11 protein-coding genes are annotated in these 17,193 nt (G+C 72.0%); 6 read left to right on the top strand and 5 right to left on the bottom strand.

The features are described from left to right. The first annotated feature begins 131 nt into the window (after positions 1-131). From ABZ495_RS13795 to ABZ495_RS13785, 3 genes are all read left to right on the top strand, one after another. Positions 132-839 carry a tRNA-dependent cyclodipeptide synthase gene (locus tag ABZ495_RS13795; protein ID WP_359806694.1) on the top strand — a complete coding sequence of 236 codons (708 nt, stop codon included), beginning with the start codon at positions 132-134 and terminating at the stop codon, positions 837-839. Then, positions 836-2,056 carry a cytochrome P450 gene (locus tag ABZ495_RS13790; protein ID WP_359835837.1) on the top strand — a complete coding sequence of 407 codons (1,221 nt, stop codon included), beginning with the start codon at positions 836-838 and terminating at the stop codon, positions 2,054-2,056. Before ABZ495_RS13795 ends, ABZ495_RS13790 begins: the two co-directional genes overlap by 4 nt. 195 nt (positions 2,057-2,251) lie before the next feature. After that, positions 2,252-2,425 (top strand): hypothetical protein, encoded by a 174-nt coding sequence (locus ABZ495_RS13785; RefSeq protein WP_359806689.1) that lies wholly within the window; start codon positions 2,252-2,254, stop codon positions 2,423-2,425. 89 nt (positions 2,426-2,514) lie between these two features. Here ABZ495_RS13785 and ABZ495_RS13780 read toward each other — a convergent pair whose 3' ends face one another. The 4 genes from ABZ495_RS13780 to ABZ495_RS13765 form a co-directional block, all read right to left on the bottom strand. Next, positions 2,515-4,455 carry a YhgE/Pip domain-containing protein gene (locus ABZ495_RS13780; RefSeq protein ID WP_359835835.1) on the bottom strand — a complete coding sequence of 647 codons (1,941 nt, stop codon included), beginning with the start codon at positions 4,453-4,455 and terminating at the stop codon, positions 2,515-2,517. Further along, entirely contained in the window at positions 4,452-5,231 is a 780-nt protein-coding gene (locus ABZ495_RS13775) for an ATP-binding cassette domain-containing protein (protein WP_359806685.1), read from the bottom strand. Before ABZ495_RS13775 ends, ABZ495_RS13780 begins: the two co-directional genes overlap by 4 nt. A 1,320-nt stretch (positions 5,232-6,551) precedes the next feature. After that, positions 6,552-6,908, bottom strand: a complete 357-nt coding sequence (locus ABZ495_RS13770) for an STAS domain-containing protein (RefSeq protein ID WP_359806682.1) — start codon at positions 6,906-6,908, stop codon at positions 6,552-6,554. 300 nt (positions 6,909-7,208) lie between these two features. Further along, positions 7,209-8,102, bottom strand: a complete 894-nt coding sequence (locus ABZ495_RS13765) for an SDR family oxidoreductase (RefSeq protein WP_359835833.1) — start codon at positions 8,100-8,102, stop codon at positions 7,209-7,211. 186 nt (positions 8,103-8,288) lie between these two features. On the opposite strand from ABZ495_RS13765, the gene ABZ495_RS13760 reads away from it, so the two are divergent. Together ABZ495_RS13760 and ABZ495_RS13755 are read left to right on the top strand one after the other, a co-directional pair. Then, positions 8,289-8,762 carry a hemerythrin domain-containing protein gene (locus tag ABZ495_RS13760; protein WP_329485275.1) on the top strand — a complete coding sequence of 158 codons (474 nt, stop codon included), beginning with the start codon at positions 8,289-8,291 and terminating at the stop codon, positions 8,760-8,762. Positions 8,763-9,481: 719 nt separating this feature from the next. Then, a complete protein-coding gene (locus ABZ495_RS13755; protein ID WP_359835831.1) occupies positions 9,482-10,537 on the top strand; it encodes a substrate-binding domain-containing protein in 1,056 nt (351 codons plus the stop codon). Between the two features lie 98 nt (positions 10,538-10,635). On the opposite strand, the gene ABZ495_RS13750 is transcribed toward ABZ495_RS13755, so the two are convergent. Further along, a complete protein-coding gene (locus tag ABZ495_RS13750) occupies positions 10,636-14,121 on the bottom strand; it encodes a carbohydrate binding domain-containing protein (RefSeq protein WP_359835828.1) in 3,486 nt (1,161 codons plus the stop codon). Positions 14,122-14,836: 715 nt separating this feature from the next. On the opposite strand from ABZ495_RS13750, the gene ABZ495_RS13745 reads away from it, so the two are divergent. Further along, a complete protein-coding gene (locus tag ABZ495_RS13745; protein ID WP_359835826.1) occupies positions 14,837-17,113 on the top strand; it encodes a carbohydrate-binding module family 20 domain-containing protein in 2,277 nt (758 codons plus the stop codon). Positions 17,114-17,193: the final 80 nt, after the last annotated feature.

Raw genomic sequence — 17,193 nt, 5'->3', positions numbered from 1 at the left:
CCACCGTTTCGGACAAAGCCCGGCGGTGACTGTCAGTGCCCGTGCACTGCGGATAGAGTGACGGGGCCGCGGCGTCACACCGAGGGGCACGGGGCCCGGTCGGCAGCAGCGCGCGGTGGAGGACTACGCGTGTGATCACAGCACCCCCGGTGAAGGCCGCCGACGTGTTCCGGGTCAAGCCCTACACGCGCCACTGCGAGGTCATCCACGACGAGGGCGCGCACGCCGTCATCGGCGTCTCGCCCGGCAACAGCTACTTCTCCGCCCAGCGCCTGCACGACCTCGCCGCCTGGGGCCTGGACCATTACGGCCGGGTCGACTTCGTCTACACCGACCTCCATGTGGCCGAGATGTACGAGGCGTGCGGGTACGGCCCCGACGACGCCCGCAGAAAGGCGGCGAAGAACCTGCGGAGCGTTCGGGCGAAGGTCCGCGACGCCGTGACGACGGCGGATCCGGGACAGACGCGGCTGCACTGGCGGCCCATGTCCGACTTCCGCCCCAACACCGCCTACCAGGAGATCCACCGGCAGCTGACGCGCCGCCTCGAAACGGACGCCGACCTGCGCCGGGCCTGCGACGACCTGGTGAGCCGGTTCCTGACCGCACGGGGGCAGGAACCCACCGAACGGCAGCGCGCCGTGTGCCTGGAGTACGTGTGCGCCGAGGCGCCGCTGTTCCTCGACACCCCCGCAATCATCGGCGTGCCGTCCTCGCTCAACTGCTACCACCAACTCCTGCCACTCGCCGAACTCCTGTACGCCCGGGGCGCCGGCCTGCGCGCCTCCCGCAACCAGGGCCACGCCATCGTCACCCCCGCCGGAGGAGCCCGCGCATGAGCACGACCACCACGACCGGGCACCCGGCCGTCGCCAGCCCCGGCCTGCTCGACTTCCCGTTCTCCCGGGACGGCACCCGGCTCCCCGCCGACCTGGCGCGGCTGCGCGCGGCCACCCCGGTCCGGCGGGTGCGCACGATCGCCGGGGACGAGGCCTGGCTGGTGTCCTCGTACCGGCTGTGCAAGCAGGTCCTGACGGACGACCGGTTCTCGTTGAAGGACACCTCGGCACCGGGCGTGCCGCGCCAGTACGCCCTGACGATCCCGCCCGAGGTCGTCAACAACATGGGCAACATCACCGGCGCCGGACTGCGCCGAGCGGTGCTGAAGGCGCTGAACCCGAAGTCGCCGGGGCTGGTGCGATGGCTGCGCCAGGAGGCCGAGCGGCTCGTCGACGGGCTCGTCGAGGACGGCCCCACGGCCGACCTGCGCGGCGCGTTCTGCGAGCCGTACTCCGCGGGGCTGCACTGCCGCATCCTCGGCATTGCGCAGAGCGAGGGCCGCGCGTTCCTGCGCAGCCTGGACATCGCCTTCATGAACTCGGCCTGCCCGATCGCCGGCGCCGCGATCAACTGGGATCGCGACATCGCCCGCATGACCGTCCTGCTCGACGACCCCGCCACCTCCGGCCTGGTGGGCGAACTCTCCGCCCTGCGCGAGGACCCGGACTACGCGCACCTGACCGACGAGATGCTGGCCACCGTCGGCGTCACCATGTTCGGCGCCGGCACCGTCTCCACCTCCGGCTTCCTCACCATGGCCCTGGTCCACCTCCTCACCCACCGCGACACCTGGCACCTGTTGCGCGACCGCCGCGACCTGCTCGACGCGGGCGTGGAGGAACTGCTGCGGGTGAACCTCTCCATCGGAGATGCCCTGCCCCGGCTCGCACTCGCCGACGTGCGGCTCGGCGATGTCGACGTCCAACAGGGGGAGTTGGTCCTGGTGCTGGTCGAGGGCGCGAACTTCGACCCGGAGGAATTCCCCGACCCGCACCGCTTCGACCTCGACCGCGCCAACGCCGCCGACCACCTCTCCTTCGGCGGCGGTTCCCACTACTGCCCCGCCACCGCGCTCGGACGCGTTCACGCCCGGATCGCCCTGGAGACCCTGCTCGACCGGCTGCCGGACCTCGAACTCGCCGTTCCCGTCGCTCAACTGGTCTGGCGGACGGGCTTCATGAAGCGGATTCCCGAACGGCTCCCGGTGATGTGGTAGGCGGGGCCGCCGCCTCCGCGGCCCACCATCGGTCCGGGCCCGGCGTGACCGCGGTCAGCCGGCCACCCTCCCCGCGGGCCCGCCCGCCCGCGGGACCACCGCCACCATAGGCCGCACCGCCTCCGCCGCCGCGGGCCAGGTCCGCGACATCGCCGCGCCGCCTGGAGCCGCGCCGCCGGCTGGACGCCCTGGATCATGACCGGTGACTGGAAGTACGGCGGCTCCCCCACCACGGTCTACAACCCGGACACCAGGACGGCCGAGGTGTTCGCCCTGCGCACCGACGGCGTCATGGCCCACGCCGCCGACCCGGCCGGCGGAGGCTGGACCGGCTGGTCCGTGGTCGGCCGGATCCCCACGACCGGCTGACGGGGAGGGCCGGGCGCCGTGCGGCCCGCCCTCGACGTGAGGGCGAGCCGCACGGCGCCCCCGTGCGGGGCCGCGGTCGGGTCCGTCCGTCAGAGGTCCAGGTCGGGGTGGAGCCGGGCGACCGTCCACACGCGCCGACGGCGCACGGCCAGCGAGGTGAGGACCAGGAACAGGACACCGAAACCCGCCAGAACGGCGATGTCCCGGATGACATGGGAGGACGGGCCGCCGCTGATCGTCACCCGGAGCCCGTCGACCAGGTAGGTCATCGGCAGGAAGGGGTGGACCGCCTGGAACGGTGCCGGGGTGGTCTGCATCGGGTACAGGCCGCCGGAGGCGGTGAGCTGCAGGATGAGCAGGACCAGTGACAGGACGTCGCCCGCCGTACCGAACGCCGTCCGCAGGCAGTGGTCGATGGCGATGAACGCGGCGGCGCCGACCGTGAGGAGCAGGACGGTCGTCCACGGGGCGGCGGCGTGCAGCCCGAGACCGGCGCTGACGACGCCGTAGAGGATCACGGCCCCGAGCACGCCCAGCGCCGCGGCCGGGAGCCAGCCCGCCACGGCGACGGTGGAGGCCCGGGTGCGGGCGGCCAGCGCCCGGGTGTTGACCGGTCGCAGGAAGAGGTAGGCGAAGAGGCCGAACACCCACAGCGCGATGCCGAAGAAGAACGGGGCCAGTCCGCGGCCGTACACGCCGGCCGGGTGGAGGTTCGACCGGTCGATGGCGACGGGTGTCCCCAACACCTCGGCGGCGTGTTCCAGTTGGGCCGAGTCCAGGACGGGCACCTGCTTCTTCCCGTCGTCGATCACGGTGGCCAGGGTCGTGGCGCCGTTGTGGGCCTGGTCGGCGGCGGTCTGCAGCGCCACGGATCCCTGCTGAAGGGCGGACAGCCCCGTGGACACGGTGGCCGTCCCGGCGGCGATGCTCCGGGCGCCGGAGTCGACCAGGGCCAGCGGGGTCTGCGCGTTCTGGGCCGACTGCTGGACGGCCGCGGCCGTCCTCCGGAGACCGACGGCCTGCTGGAGCGCCGCGTGGGCGTTGCCGGCGGCGGTGGCGGCGTGACCGTCGATCTGCCCGGCCGCGGCGTCGGCCGCCGTCACGTCCTGTTGGAGGCGCTGGAACAGGGGGTCGTCGCCCAGTCCCGGGTGCGCCGCGGCCAGGTGGTCCAGATCGGTCACCGCCTTGGCGGTTCCCTGCTTCACCGTCGACGTCGCGGTGTGGACGGCGTCCACGCCCTGGGTGACGAGAGTGGCCGCGCTCACCACGGCGTCGGCGGCCGCGCCCAGCGGCGGCGCGGCCTCGCCGAGGGCGGTCGCCGCCGCGTGCACCTGGGTCGTGGCCTGGCTCAGCTTCTGGGCGCCGTCGGCGAGCTGGGTGGAGCCGGACCGCAGCGTGGCGCTCGCGCCCGCGGCGGCTGAACTACCCTGCTGGGCCACGGTGGTGGCGTTCACCAGCCCCTGGGCCGCCTGCGCCGCCGTGTCCAGCTTCCCGCCGATGTCCGCGAGCCGACCGTAGACGCCGCGGACGTAGGCCTCGTGCGCGGCGGAGTTGACCTGCTCCTGCAGCTTCGCTTCGACGACCTCGGTCATGACGCCCGCGATGTAGTTGTTCGCGTCGTTGAGCAGGATGTGGATCCGGGCCTGTTCGGGCTGGGTGTCGGGGCCGGTGGCGAGGCCGGCGCTGAAGTCGGCGGGGATCCGGATCGTGAACGCGTAGCGCCCGCGCTCCAGGCCGTCGCGGGCCGCGGCCTCGTCGACGAACGCCCAGTCGAACTGCCGTGAGGCCTTGAGCTCCGTCACCACCTGGGCGCCCGCGTCCACCCGCTGTCCCTGCCGGGTCTCGGCCGGGTGGTCCTCGTTGACCACCGCCACAGGGATGTGCCCCGTCTTGCCGTAGGGGTCCCAGTTCGCCCACAGGTACATGGCGCCGTACAGCAGCGGAACCAGGCACAGCACGAGCGGGACGAAGCGCCTCAGTGGGCCCCGGAAGCCGCGCAGCTCCAACACGGCCAGCCTGATCGCGGTCATGCGTCCTCCTCGCCCCGGCGCGCGCCGGTGCGCCCGCCGTCCGGTTCCCGCCGCCCGAGCAACCGCCACGACCGACGCGCCGACGCGTCCGTCCCGTCTGGCTCGGCTGCCCTGTCCGCCCCGTCTGGCTCGGCCGGCTCGCCTGCCCCGTCCTCCTCGGCGGCCGGCGCCGGCCGCTCGGGCAGGTGGCTGCGGCGGGGCAGCGCCACCAGCACCGGCGCCGGGTCGAGGCCGGAACCGGAGGCGGGAGGGTCGAGGGCGCCCGCCACGACCGTGCAGCCCACCCGGCAGACCCGCCCCACGAGCTGCCAGGCCCGGACACGCTCGTCCGCCGGGCACCCGCGGTCCACGTCGTCCGCGACGATCACGGCGGGGCGCGTGGCCAGAGCGAGCGCGAGGGCCACGCCCAGTGCCTCCACCGGCGGCAGGTCCCGGACCAGCGTCCGGTGGTCCACGTCGACGCCGAGGACCGAGAACGCCTCCCCGAGCTGTGCTCTGCTCAGCCGGCGGCTCAACCAGCGGCGTTCGTCCACCAGCTCCCGCACCCGCAGATCCGGGTCCAGGCCGAGGGCGGGCTCCGCACGGGCCACCGCCACCAGGTCCCTGACACGACGGCCGTCGCGGGGCAGGACGTGCCCGCCCACCCGAACCGCTCCGCCGTCCAGCCGCATCCGCCCCGCGAGCGCGAGCAACGCCGTCGTCCGGCCCGAGCCGCCCGGCCCGTGGAGCACCAGCAGCCCGCCGGGTTCCACCCCCAGGTCCAGATTCTCGAACACCGCTCCCCGGGGCCCTCGCACGCTCGCTCCGCGCGCGACCACGTCCATGCCGGCAATCTCCACTCCCAGTGGGTAACCCGTCCGTGCCGCGCCATGTCTGTCAGACCGGTCACACTCCCGCGTCCGCGGACCGCGGTCACCCCTCCCGGCCGGGCGGCGGGAGGGCGGACTGCCGGGCCGTGCACAAGCTACCCACGGCACAGCGGAGTTGGGCGGCATCGCAGTCGGAGCACATCGGCCTCCCGTAGCGCCATGGGCGGCGCGGCGAGCGCGAGGCTGTCGGCCGGCGGTCAGCCGTGCCCGATCGACGCGGCCGAGGGGGTCGGGAGGGGGTCGGGTCACGGTCACCGCTCTGCCGCACGCGGACGCCCCGATCGCGTACGCGAAGCTGCTCGGCGCCCGTGGGCCGCCGGCCGCCGCCCAGCGGCCCACGGGCCCGCGCGGTGCGGTACCTCCGCTCAGCCGTCACTCCGGCTCGGCAGGACCGCACCGGCTCAGGCCCCGCACGCCACGGCGCCTCGCCCTCCGGGCGACGGTCGGCCCGGCGGAAGTCCCCGGCCACCCGCCCGCGGGGCGGGCACTCCCCCGAATGGCAGGCCGGCGCCCGCCGCCGACCCGGGCGGCGGGCCGTGCCGGTCGGCAGCGGGGTGCGGCAGCGGTACTCCGGGGGCGGCGTCCTCGTCCACGTGCGCGCGCGGGTACGCCCCGCGCGGGCACGGGCGGCGAGGGAGCGGACGCCGCTCGGGGTCATGCCCATCCGCTGGGCGACGGTGGCGGCCGGCTCACCCTTCACCACGAAGCACCAGAGCAGCACCTGCCAGCGCTCGGGTAGCGACCCGTAGGCCCTGGCGACCAGGGCCGTCTCCTCGGCCGCGAGCAGCACGCCGTCGGTCTCCACCTCGTCCGCCAGGCGCTCGGCCCATTCGGTGAAGTCCTCCGGCAGCACGACGCGGCCCCTGGTCCGCGCGCTCCACTCCATCGCGGTCCGGCGGACGACCGCCATCAGGTAGGGGCGCCAGTGTTCCTCCTCGACTCTGTCCTTCTCTCGGCGGGGAGTTCGTGGGCCTGACCGACGGGACGGCCGGACGGACCGGGAAGGGGAAGTGGTGGCCGGATGAAGGGCGTCGACGGCGGTCTGCTGCTGCGGCCGACGGGACGGTGTGGCGGGAAGAGCCACAGCACACCCGTGCTACGGGTTTCAGGGCAACAGTTCCGGACACCGCCGGCCGCCCGGCGATTCCGGATCAGCCGTGGGAGAGTCAGCCCTCGCTCATGTCACCGTCCCCAGCGACGAGGCCGCCTGTTCCGTCCCGACCCTTCTCAGGCGGTGCGCGCCGGCGGCCCCTCGGTCACCTCGAACACCTGGTCCGTGCCGGTGACGTCGAGCAGCCGGACCACCTGGTGCGAGGGGCGGGCGAGAGCCAGGAGAGTCCCGCGCTGCTCGGCTTGCAGGCGGGCCCGGAGCAGCTCGTTGAGGCCGCTGGAATCGCAGAACGGGACCGCCGACAGGTCGACGAGCACCACGGACGGGGCCGGGGTGCGTAGCAGGACCCGGTTGAACACGGCATGCAGGACGTCGACTTGGTCGATGTCCAGGTCCCCCGAGACCTCGATCACCGGCCCGGTACCGGTCTCCCGGACGACGGCCGCGATCTCACGCCCTGGGGTATCGCTCACGGTGGCCCCTCTTTTCGCTGTCTCGCATCGAATGGACACGGCGATCCTAGAGGGGGCCGACCGCTGGTGATCCCGCCAAGCCTCTGTCCACCGCCCCGTCTCGTCAGTGATCGAGGGCGGGGTGTGCGGCGCCTGTCGGCCCCGGGGTGGGCGATCCCCGCCGGGGCCGGCGGTCGTCTCGGCGGGCCTGCCGTCCGCTCACGGGCACGCTGCCACAAACCCGCCCGGCTCGACCGGATGCGGCCGCCCGCCGTCCGGGCCTCCGCGAGCCCGGGGGCCCGGAGGCCGGGGCCCCGCTGGTCAGGGCAGAGGCGTGCCGCCGGTGGCGTTGACGATCTCGGCGGTGATGTACGAGGACTCCTGGGAGGCGAGGAAGACGTAGGCGGGGGCCATCTCGGCGGGCTGGGCGGCGCGACCGAGCGGGGACTGCTCGCCGAAGTGCGCGACCTTCTCCTCGTCCATCGTCGCCGGGATCAGCGGCGTCCACACCGGGCCGGGCGCGACGGCGTTCACCCGGATGCCGTCGGGCGCGAGCTGCCCGGCCAGGCCCTGGGTGAACGCGACGATCGCGGCCTTGGTCATGGCGTAGTCCAGGAGGTGGGGGCTGGGCTTGTACGCCTGGACGGAGGCGGTGTTGATGATCGAGGCGCCTTCGCGCAGGTGGAGCAGGGCGGCCCGGGTAATCCAGAACATCCCGTACAGGTTGGTCCTCATCACCCGGTCGAACTGGTCGGTGGTGATCGCGGCGAGGCCGTCGGGCTGGGACATCTGGTAGGCGGCGTTGTTGACCAGGATGTCGAGGCGGCCGAACACGTCGACGCAGCGGGCCACCAGCTCGGCGCAGAAGTCCTCGTCGCGCAGGTCGCCCGCGACGGCGAGGGCGCGCCGCCCGGCGTCCTCGACCAGCCGGGTGGTCTCCGCCGCGTCGGCCTCCTCCTCGGGGAGGTGGCAGAAGGCGACGTCGGCGCCCTCGCGGGCGTAGGCGAGGGCGACGGCGCGGCCGATGCCGGAGTCGCCGCCGGTGATCAGCGCGACGCGGCCGGCCAGCCGGCCGGCGCCGCGGTAGCTGTCCTCCCCGTGGTCGGGGCTGGGGCGCATGGTCTCACCGCTGCCCGGGTGGGGCTGGGACTGCTCGGGGAACGGCGGCTGCGGCTGCTGGGAGGTGGGGTCCTGAGGGGTGTGCTGGTCGCTCATCACGGCGGATCCGGTGCTCCTTCGGAGTGGGTGCGTCGGGTTCGGGGCGAGTCTGGCGCCGCGCGGGGCCGTTCGCGCGGTGGGACGGGCCGTGCGGGTGGTCCGCGCGCCGCCCGGGTGTCCGCGGCGGCGCACGGGGTACACGTGCGCCCGACCACGGGCCGTCTACCCCGGAAAGGAACGCGCATGGACGCGATCGTGCTGCTGAAGGAAGACCACAAGACCGTCGAGAGCCTGTTCAAGGCCTTCGAGAAGGCCGGCGACCGGGCCTTCGCCGAGAAGCGCCGGATCGCCGACCAGGTGATCGAGGAGCTGACGGTCCACGCCGTCATCGAGGAGGAGGTCTTCTACCCGGCCGCCCGCGAGGCCGCGCCCGACACGAAGGACCACGTGCTGGAGAGCGTCGAGGAGCACCACGTCGTCGTGTGGATGCTCTCCGAGCTGGCCGGCATGGACCCGGAGGACGAGCGGTTCGACGCGAAGATGACGGTGCTGATGGAGAACGTCCGCCACCATGTCGAGGAGGAGGAGAAGGAGTGGTTCCCCGAGGTCCGCAAGGCGATGGGCCGCAACCGCCTGGTCGAACTCGGCGAGCAGCTGGAGGAGGCGAAGAAGTCCGCCACCCGCGACCCCCTCAAGGTGCCCAGCGCCACCGCGTGACGGGTGCGCGCGAGATGTACGGGAGCGTGTCGTCGCCGTCGACGGTGAGAGGTTCCGCTGCTTCGGCTGCCAGGGCGTGGCGGTGACACGTTCGTTCACGGGGGATCGTGTGGTGAAACCGAACATCCGCCCGTGAGCATCCGGGGGGACGCGGTGGAGGCCGTCCTCGGAGCCTCTCCGCGGTGCAGCGCGTCTGGAAGGACGCCGGCCCGGCGTGTTGTGCTCGCCGGCGCCGGGCCTCCTGGTGAGCGGAGGAGCAGAGCAGCAGCCCGGTGGGCCGCCGGTCAAGGGCCCACCGGGCTGTCGGCTTTCCGCTGGTGGGGCGGCACTCGGGGGAATCGTGCCGGTGCGCGCGGGGGATCCTACGGCTCGGTCGGGCCGCCCCCCAGGCCTCCGGAAGCATGCCCCGACAGACCGTGACGGAATGTCAAGGCGATCTCTTTAACGTCCGATCTCTTGACGCTCGTCGGCATGAGGGTCTTCCATGTCACTGCACGTCGGAACCTGTTGCATTCCGTTTCCTTCTGTTGTCATGGTTCCGTCTGTGTGCGCCCGGCACCCACCCCTCCGCCGGGCACCTCTCGTCCCCGGTCCTCGGGTCCGGCCACCTACCCCCGTCGTCGTGACTCCCCAGCCACCACCAGCAGCCCGGCCGCCCTACCGGCCTGCGACGCACCCTTCCTTCCGCGCAGAGTCGCGCGCCCCCCACTGGAGCCGTCATGTTCACCACGCCCCCACGCCGAGCCGTGGCCGCCACCGGCCTCCTGCTCACCTTCGGTCTGAGCAGTGCCTGTTCCACCGGCCAGGAGTCCACCTCGGCCTCGGGGGCGGACGCCCCGATCGCTCCGGTCAGCGGGAAGATCTCCATGACCTACCTCCAGAAGCAGGGCGACCAGGAGTACTTCGTCGGCGAGGCCGAGGGCGCCAAGGCCAAAGCGACCGAGCTCGGCGTCGACCTCAGGATCGTCAACCTCGGCAGCGACGCCAACAGGACCGTCAGCGAAGTCCGGTCCGCCATCGCGCAGAAGAGCAACGGCCTGATCGTCGTCGTCCCCGACCCGGCGGTGGGCCCGCAGGTGGTCCAGGCCACGCGGGACGCCAAGGTCGCGCTGCTCACCTCCGACGACCAGATCTGCGCCACCGGCCCCGACCCCTCCACCTGCGCGAAGCAGAACCTGGTGCCCCGGATCGGCTTCTCCGGCGCCCAGATGGGCGGAGAGGTCGGCAAGCGGGCCGCCGAGGAGTTCAGGAAGGCCGGCTGGAACCCGGCCGAGACCCGCACCATCTCCGCCTGGAAGCAGGACGTCACCGTCTGCACCGACCGCGTCAAGGCGGCCAAGGAGGCCTTCGCCGCCGGCGCCAGCGCCGGTGTCCAGAACATCGACGTCGCCACCGACAACACCCCGACCGGCGCCCAGGACAGGATCGCCGCGACCGTGACCGCGAACCCCGGGGTGAAGAACTGGGTCGTCTGGGGCTGCAACGACGAGAACGTCCAGGGCGGCGTCACCGCGCTGGAGAACGCCGGCATCGGCCCCGACCGGGTCATCGGGGTGGGCCTCGGCGCCTACCTCGCCTGCAAGAACTGGGCCGGCGGCAGGCCCACCGGCATGAAGGCCGCCCTGTTCATCAACGGCAAGGACGTCGGCGCCCTGGCCGTCCAGACTCTGTACGACAAGCTCAAGAACGGCAAGGACATGCCCGCCGAGGCCTTCGCCCCCACCACCATGGTCAACGCCACCACCTGGCAGAGCAGCGGCGTCACCTGCCACTGACGTCGCTCCCCCACCGGGCGCCCCCGGGCGGCGAAGCAGGCTGTGGCCGCCGGGGGACCCGGCGGCCACAGCTGGTGGAGCGTTGCCTCGACCCTCCCCTACTTCAGGTAGGGACCGTCGGTGCCGATCTTGCCCGGGGCGGCGTTCTTGCCGCCCAGGTCGAGGACGTAGACCCGCAGGTTGCCCTTCCCGGGGGCGGCGATCGCCATGGTGCCGTCGGCGACGACCTTGACGTCGCCGGAGACGGCGTCCTTGTAGGTGCCGTTGGGGATGCCGGTGAAGGTGGCGCCGTCGGTGACGGAGACCAGGGCGAAGGAGTCGACCCCGCTGGTGGCGTCGGTGTAGCGGCGCTTGAAGGACATGCCGCCGCCGTTGACACCCTCGGTGGAGTACTGGCCCATCTGCAGGGCGGGGACCGCCCGGCGGATCTGGTTGAGCCGCTGGACCTGCTTGACCAGCGGCTGCTGCAGCGTGGTGGCCACCGCTCCGCTCGCACTCGACACCACCGAGAAGTCGGAGGCGGTGACGCTGCCCTCGACGTGGTCGCCGTAGTAGGCCCGGCCGGTGGTGGCGAGCGGGCAGGACGGGCCGCAGTCGATCTGCTTGCCGGCCTGGAACTCGATCTCGGAGCCGTAGTACAGGGTCGGGATGCCGCGGAAGGTCCACATCAGGGCCATGTCCTCGGCCCAGGCGTCGGTGCCGCCGGTGTACCGGACGCTGGACTTGTTGGGTCCGTAGTCGTGGCTGTCGACGTACACCACGTTGTAGGTCGCGTCGTTGGTGGAGTCGTCGGAGTCCTTGCCGTTGTTGAAGGCGTTGTGCGCGTCACCGAAGTTCATGTGCATCCGCATGTCGATGATGTTCATGCCGGAGAACTTCGCGTGGTCGGGCGCATGGTAGGTGTTGCCGTCCAGGAAGGCGTTGGTGGACGTCGGCTGGTTGCCGGTGCCGAGCTGCTCCTCGTAGGTGTACTGGTCGAGGGCGGCCTGCACGTCGTTGCTGGTGTAGTCCTTGCGCTCCTTCCAGGTGTAGAACTGCGCGGAGTGGTTGACCGAGCCGCGGTTCCACTTGTCGTTGACGAACGCGGCGACCTCGCCGAAGACGAAGAAGTTCTGCGCCTTGGCCGGCCCCCAGTCCTGCGTGACGCGCTGCTGGATGGCCGGCAGGAAGCGCCGGTTCCAGGTGACCCGCGGGACGTGCACGGCGGTGTCGACGCGGAAGCCGTCGACGCCCATGTCGATGTACTTGTTGTACGCGCCGATCAGGTAGTTCTGGACCTCGGCGTTCTCGGTGTCGAAGTCCGCGAGGTCGTCCGCCAGCCAGCAGGAGCGCGAGTCCTCGCCCTCCCAGTTGCCGATCCAGCACTGGTGGTAGTACTTGGACGGGAACATGCCCGAAGTGGGGTTCGGCCACTGGCAGTTGTAGATGGTGTAGCCCTCGGGGCCCTTGTACTGCGTCGGGGTGCCCCAGCCGACGCAGGTCTGGCCGGCGGGCTGGGTGGAGGACCAGAGGTCGCCGTTGTAGTACGACTTGCCGGTCTTCGGGTCGATGGTCAGGCCGTCGTACTCGAAGCCGTCCTCCTTCTCGTCGTAGTACCAGGACCACTGGGAGTCCCGGACGCCGTAGACGGTCGGGACGAACAGGCCCTTGGCGCCCCAGCGGGAGCTGTGGTTGTAGACCACGTCCTGGTAGATCTTGACGCCCTTGGCGTGGGCGGCGTTGATCAGGTCCTGGTAGGACGCCCCGGCGGACTCCAGGCGCGGGTCGACCTTGTAGAAGTCGTAGCCGTGGTAGCCGTGGTAGTCGTAGTCGGAGCGGTTCAGCACGACCGGGGTGATCCAGATCGCGGAGAAGCCGAGGCCCTTGATGTAGTCGAGCTTCTGGACGAGGCCCTTGAAGTCGCCGCGGAACATCGGGTCGTTGTTCGCCGCGTTGCCGGAGGCGACGTTCTGGTTGCCGCCCCGGTCGTTGGACGTGTCGCCGTCGTAGAACCGGGCGGTCAGCACGAAGTAGATCGGGTCCTTGCGCGGGTCGGTCCCGATCATCTCGCCGGCCTTGGCGGGCGGCGGGGCGTCACCGGTGGTGGCGACCGCGGCGGCCGAGGCCGCCGAGACGTTCCCGGCGGCGTCCAGGGCCTTCACCGTGTAGGTGTAGACGGTGCGCGCCTCCAGGCCGGTGTCGGAGTAGACCGTCGAGCCGGCGGTGATCACCGAGGTGCCCATGGTGCCGCCGGTGCGGGTGATCTGGTAGCCCGTCACCCGGGTGTCGTCGGTGGACGGCTCCCAGGTCAGCACGATGGACGTGTCGGTGGCGGAGGCGTTCACCGAGCCCGGCACGCTCGGCGCGGTGGTGTCCGGCCTGACGCCTGCGCACGGGTCGGCGGTGTTCGCCGTGACCTTGCTGTTCTGCACGGTGCTGATGCCCGCCGGGACGACGTAGTTGTTGCCGTTGTTGTTGTCCCAGGTGCCGAGGCCGTTGTTGAACGTGGCCGCCATGACGGTCGCGGAGCCGAGCGGGACGGTGCGCTTGAACCAGCCCGGGCAGGCCAGTTCCATGCCGACGCCGGGCACCGCCGTCCACGCCCCGCCCGTCGGGGCGTAGTGCAGGTTGACGGTGCTCCAGCCCACCGCCGCGGTCGAGTAGAAGACGGTGGCGCTGTTCCCGGCCGGCGGGGTGCTACTGCCGGACGGCGACGGGGACGCCGAGGAGGACGGCGACGCCGAGGACGAGGGGGAGGTCGACGGCGAGGGGGAGGTACTCGGGCTCGAACTCGCGCTGGGGCTGGGACCGGGGCTGCCGTCGGTGCCGCACGGCTCGGCACTGCCGACCACGCCGTCCTTGACCGTGACCACGCCCGTTCCGAGGGCGTAGTTCTTGCCGCCGTTGCTGTCCCAGCTGCCGGCACCGTTGTTGAAGGTGGCCGCCAGTCCGTTCGCGGTGCCCAGGGCGAGGGTCTTCTTCACCCAGTCCGTACAGGCCCCCTCCATCGCGACGCCCGGCACGGTGGTCCAGGTGCCGCCGTTGGGGGCGTAATGCAGGTCGTAGGCCGACCAGTTGCGCGACTTGGTGTAGTAGTAGACCGTCGTGCTCGCGCCCGCCGGGGACTGGCTCGGGGCCGGGCCGGGCGAGGCGCTGCCGCCGCCGTTGTCGGCGCCGCACGGGTCGCTGTGGGCGATCACGCCGTCCTTGACCACCACCGTGCCGGTGCCCAGGGTGTAGTTCTTGCCGCCGTTGCTGTCCCAGGTGCCGGCGCCGTTGTTGAACGTCGCCTGCAGGCCGCTGGCGCTGCCCAGGTCGACGGTCTTCTTCACCCAGTCGGTGCAGGCCGCCTGCATGGCGGTGCCCGGCGTGGCGGTCCAACTACCACCGTCCGGAGCCCAGTGGAGGTTGTACGTCGACCAGTTGTGGGTCTTGGTGTAGTAGAAGACGGTGGCGGTGTTGCTGCCGGTGGCCGTACTGGCCGTCGTCGCCGCGGTCGCGGCCGTGTCGAGTGGAGCGGTCGACAGCAGACCGGCGGTCAGGGCCGCCGCCGCTGTCAGGACGGCGACTGTGGAGCGCCGCCGGTGCCGTGCTCGTCCGGTCAAGGGAGAGTCCCTCGGTCATGGCCGCAGGCGGTGGGGACTGCCTTGCGGCAGGGGGTGGGTGGGGCCACTTGCGCAAGAACCTGCAAGAGCTTCCAGGAGGTTACTGACGCATGACCGGGCTGTAAAGGCTTCCCGGCCACCTGTGAACACCGGCATAGCGCCACGAATCCCTCCGCTCCGCGGCCGGATCTTTCGCGCCCGACGCCGGCCCGAGCCCGGGGAGCCGTTCGGGACGCCGCACGCGGGGCGGCGCGCCGATGCGGAACATCCCGGGCGCACCCGCGGCAGCGACCTACGCTCACCAGGGCTCTGCCGCCGGCCTGGTGACCCGCCGTCGGGAGATCCGACCTGAAAAGGTTTGCAGCACATTCATGTACGACTTTGCATGAGCCCTTGACGATCCCGCGCCAGGGCGGGATCGTCGTCTCACATCCTCCACCGCCCGCCCCGAAGTCTCCGGGCGCCCCGCACCGCCGTCCAGCCGGACGTCCACCCCCGCGTCCGTCCGACGGCCGGCCCGCCGGAACTCCTGGCGGGATCCCCACGGCCTGCAGAACGTCCTGCCGCACCGGGCTGCCGCTCGTACCCGGACGCCAGTCGGCTTCCCGGCCCCGGCCGTGCCCGCCTTGCCTCTCCGCGCCGTTCCGGGCTCCACGCCCGACGTGTGCGGTATGCCGTCGAACACCCCCTTCCACCCACCCAACGGAGCTTTTCCATGAACGAGTTGATCCGCAAATCCCGGCCCGAGGAACGGCCCGGACCCTCCGGACGCCGCCCGGACCGGTCGGCGCGCACCGGACGCGGACCGGTCGGCCTGCTCGCCGCCGGGGCCCTGGTCGCCGGCGTGGTCCTGCCGCTCGCCTTCCAGGGCGACGCGCAGGCCGCGGCGACGCCGAACGGCGGCGACGTGATCGCCAACCTCTTCGAGTGGAACTGGAAGTCCGTCGCCTCGGAGTGCACCGACGTCCTCGGCCCGAAGGGCTACGGCGCGGTCCAGGTCGCCCCGCCGGCCGACTCGATCAAGCTGAACGGTGCCCACCCCTGGTGGGAGGTCTACCAGCCGGTCTCCTACTCCCTGAACAGCCGGATGGGCACCGAAGCCCAGTTCAAGGCCATGGTCACGGCCTGCCACAACGCCGGTGTGAAGGTGTACGCCGACGCGGTGCTCAACCACACCGCGGGCGTCAACCAGACCAGTGGCAGCTCCTACGGCGGCGCGGCCTTCAACCCGGCCGCGTACACCTACAACGACATCCCGTACGGCCGAGCGGACTTCCACGGCTCGCCCCCGTGCCCGAACGCGGACCTGGGCATCAACGACTGGAACAGCGTCGCGCAGGTCCAGGAGTGCCAGTCGCTCTCGCTGTCGGACCTGAACACCGAGTCGGACTCCGTCCGGGGCAAGATCGCCGGATATCTCAACAGCATGGTGGCCGCCGGGGTGGACGGCTTCCGGATGGACGCGGCCAAGCACGTCGCGCAGGCCGACATGGCCGCCATCCTCTCCCGGGTTCACGACACCGCCTGGGGCGGACGGCCCTACATCTACCAGGAGATCTTCCCGGGCAGCGGCGGCCAGCTCGCACCCGCCGCGTTCGAGGGCAACGGCAGCGTGCTGGAGTTCACCTACGCCTTCAAGCTCAAGGACCAGTTCAACGGCAACATCGCCAACCTGAAAACGTTCGGGCAGAGTTGGGGCCTCGAACCGAGCGACAAGTCCGCGGTCATGGTGACCAACCACGACCTGGAACGCGACCAGACCACGCTCACCTACAACAGCGGCGCCAAGTACAATCTCGCCCACGTCTTCGAACTCGCCTGGGGCTACGGCACCCCGCAGGTCTACTCCGGCTTCCGCTTCGGCAACCGGGACGACTCCCCGCCGGCCGATGCCAACGGCTTCGTCACCGACACCAACTGCTCCACCAACACCTGGACCTGCACCGACCGCAATCAGGGCATCGCCAACATGGTCGGCTGGCACAACGCCGCCCAGGGCCAGGCCGTCGCCAACTGGTGGGACAACGGCAACAACGCCATCGCCTTCAGCCGCGGCAACAAGGCCTGGGTCGCGATCAACAACAGCTCCACCGCCGTCACCCAGACCTTCAGCACCGGCCTCGCCGCCGGCACCTACTGCGACGTCATCCACGGCGACCTCACCGCGACCGGCGCCTGCACCGGCACCACCGTGACCGTCGACGCCTCGGGCAAGGCCACCACCACCGTTCCGCCCGGCGACGCCGTCGCCCTGCGCACCGGCGTGGGCGGCACCACGCCCAGCCCGAGCACCAGCCCGTCCGGCAGCCCCTCCACCAGCCCGTCCGGCACTCCCTCGGGCAGCCCGTCCCCGAGCACCACGCCGGCCGACGGCACGACCGTCTTCTACAGCACCGACCGGAACTGGCCCGCCTACAACCTCCACTACGCCCCCAACGGCGGGAGTTGGACCACCGCCCCCGGCGTGGCGATGACCCCCGCCTGCACCGGCTGGGTGAAGAAGAGCATCGACCTCGGCGGCGCCACCGGCCTCGCCGCCACCTTCAACAACGGCGCCGGCACCTGGGACAACAACAACGGCAACAACTACGCGCTGCGCACCGGCGCCGTCACGGTGAAGAACGGCGTGGTCGGCAGCGGCGATCCGTGCGCCACCGCCACCTCCAGCCCGACCCCCAGCGCCACCGCCGCCCCCTCCACCGCCGGTGCCTCCTTCGCGGTCAACGCCACCACCGCGACGGGCCAGAGCGTCTACCTGGTCGGCAACACCGCGGCGCTCGGCAACTGGAACACCGGCGCCGCGCTGCCGCTCTCCCCGGCGAGCTACCCGGTGTGGAAGCTGGACGTCGCCATGGCCGCCGGCACCGCCTTCGAGTACAAGTACATCCGCAAGGACGCGAGCGGGAACGTCACCTGGGAGAGCGGGGCCAACCACACGGCCACCGTCCCGGCGAGCGGGAACGTCACGCTGAACGACACCTGGCGCCCCTGACCCGCCGCCCGCATCACGGCGGAGAGGACGGCAGGTGTGAGCACCGCACCCGCCGTCCTCGCGGGACCGGACCGGCGCCG

The sequence above is a fragment of the Kitasatospora sp. NPDC005748 genome (assembly GCF_040630735.1).
GTDB lineage: Bacteria > Actinomycetota > Actinomycetes > Streptomycetales > Streptomycetaceae > Kitasatospora.
The sequence above is the reverse complement of the archived record's forward strand: the minus strand, read 5'-3'. Positions and strand labels throughout refer to the sequence as shown.

Coding starts and splice junctions, on each gene's coding strand:
- ABZ495_RS13785 (WP_359806689.1), top strand. CDS start 2,252: ATGACCGGTGACTGGAAGTACGGCGGCTCCCCCACCACGGTCTACAAC.
- ABZ495_RS13755 (WP_359835831.1), top strand. CDS start 9,482: ATGTTCACCACGCCCCCACGCCGAGCCGTGGCCGCCACCGGCCTCCTG.
- ABZ495_RS13760 (WP_329485275.1), top strand. CDS start 8,289: ATGGACGCGATCGTGCTGCTGAAGGAAGACCACAAGACCGTCGAGAGC.
- ABZ495_RS13780 (WP_359835835.1), bottom strand. CDS start 4,455: ATGACCGCGATCAGGCTGGCCGTGTTGGAGCTGCGCGGCTTCCGGGGC.
- ABZ495_RS13745 (WP_359835826.1), top strand. CDS start 14,837: ATGAACGAGTTGATCCGCAAATCCCGGCCCGAGGAACGGCCCGGACCC.
- ABZ495_RS13790 (WP_359835837.1), top strand. CDS start 836: ATGAGCACGACCACCACGACCGGGCACCCGGCCGTCGCCAGCCCCGGC.
- ABZ495_RS13765 (WP_359835833.1), bottom strand. CDS start 8,102: ATGAGCGACCAGCACACCCCTCAGGACCCCACCTCCCAGCAGCCGCAG.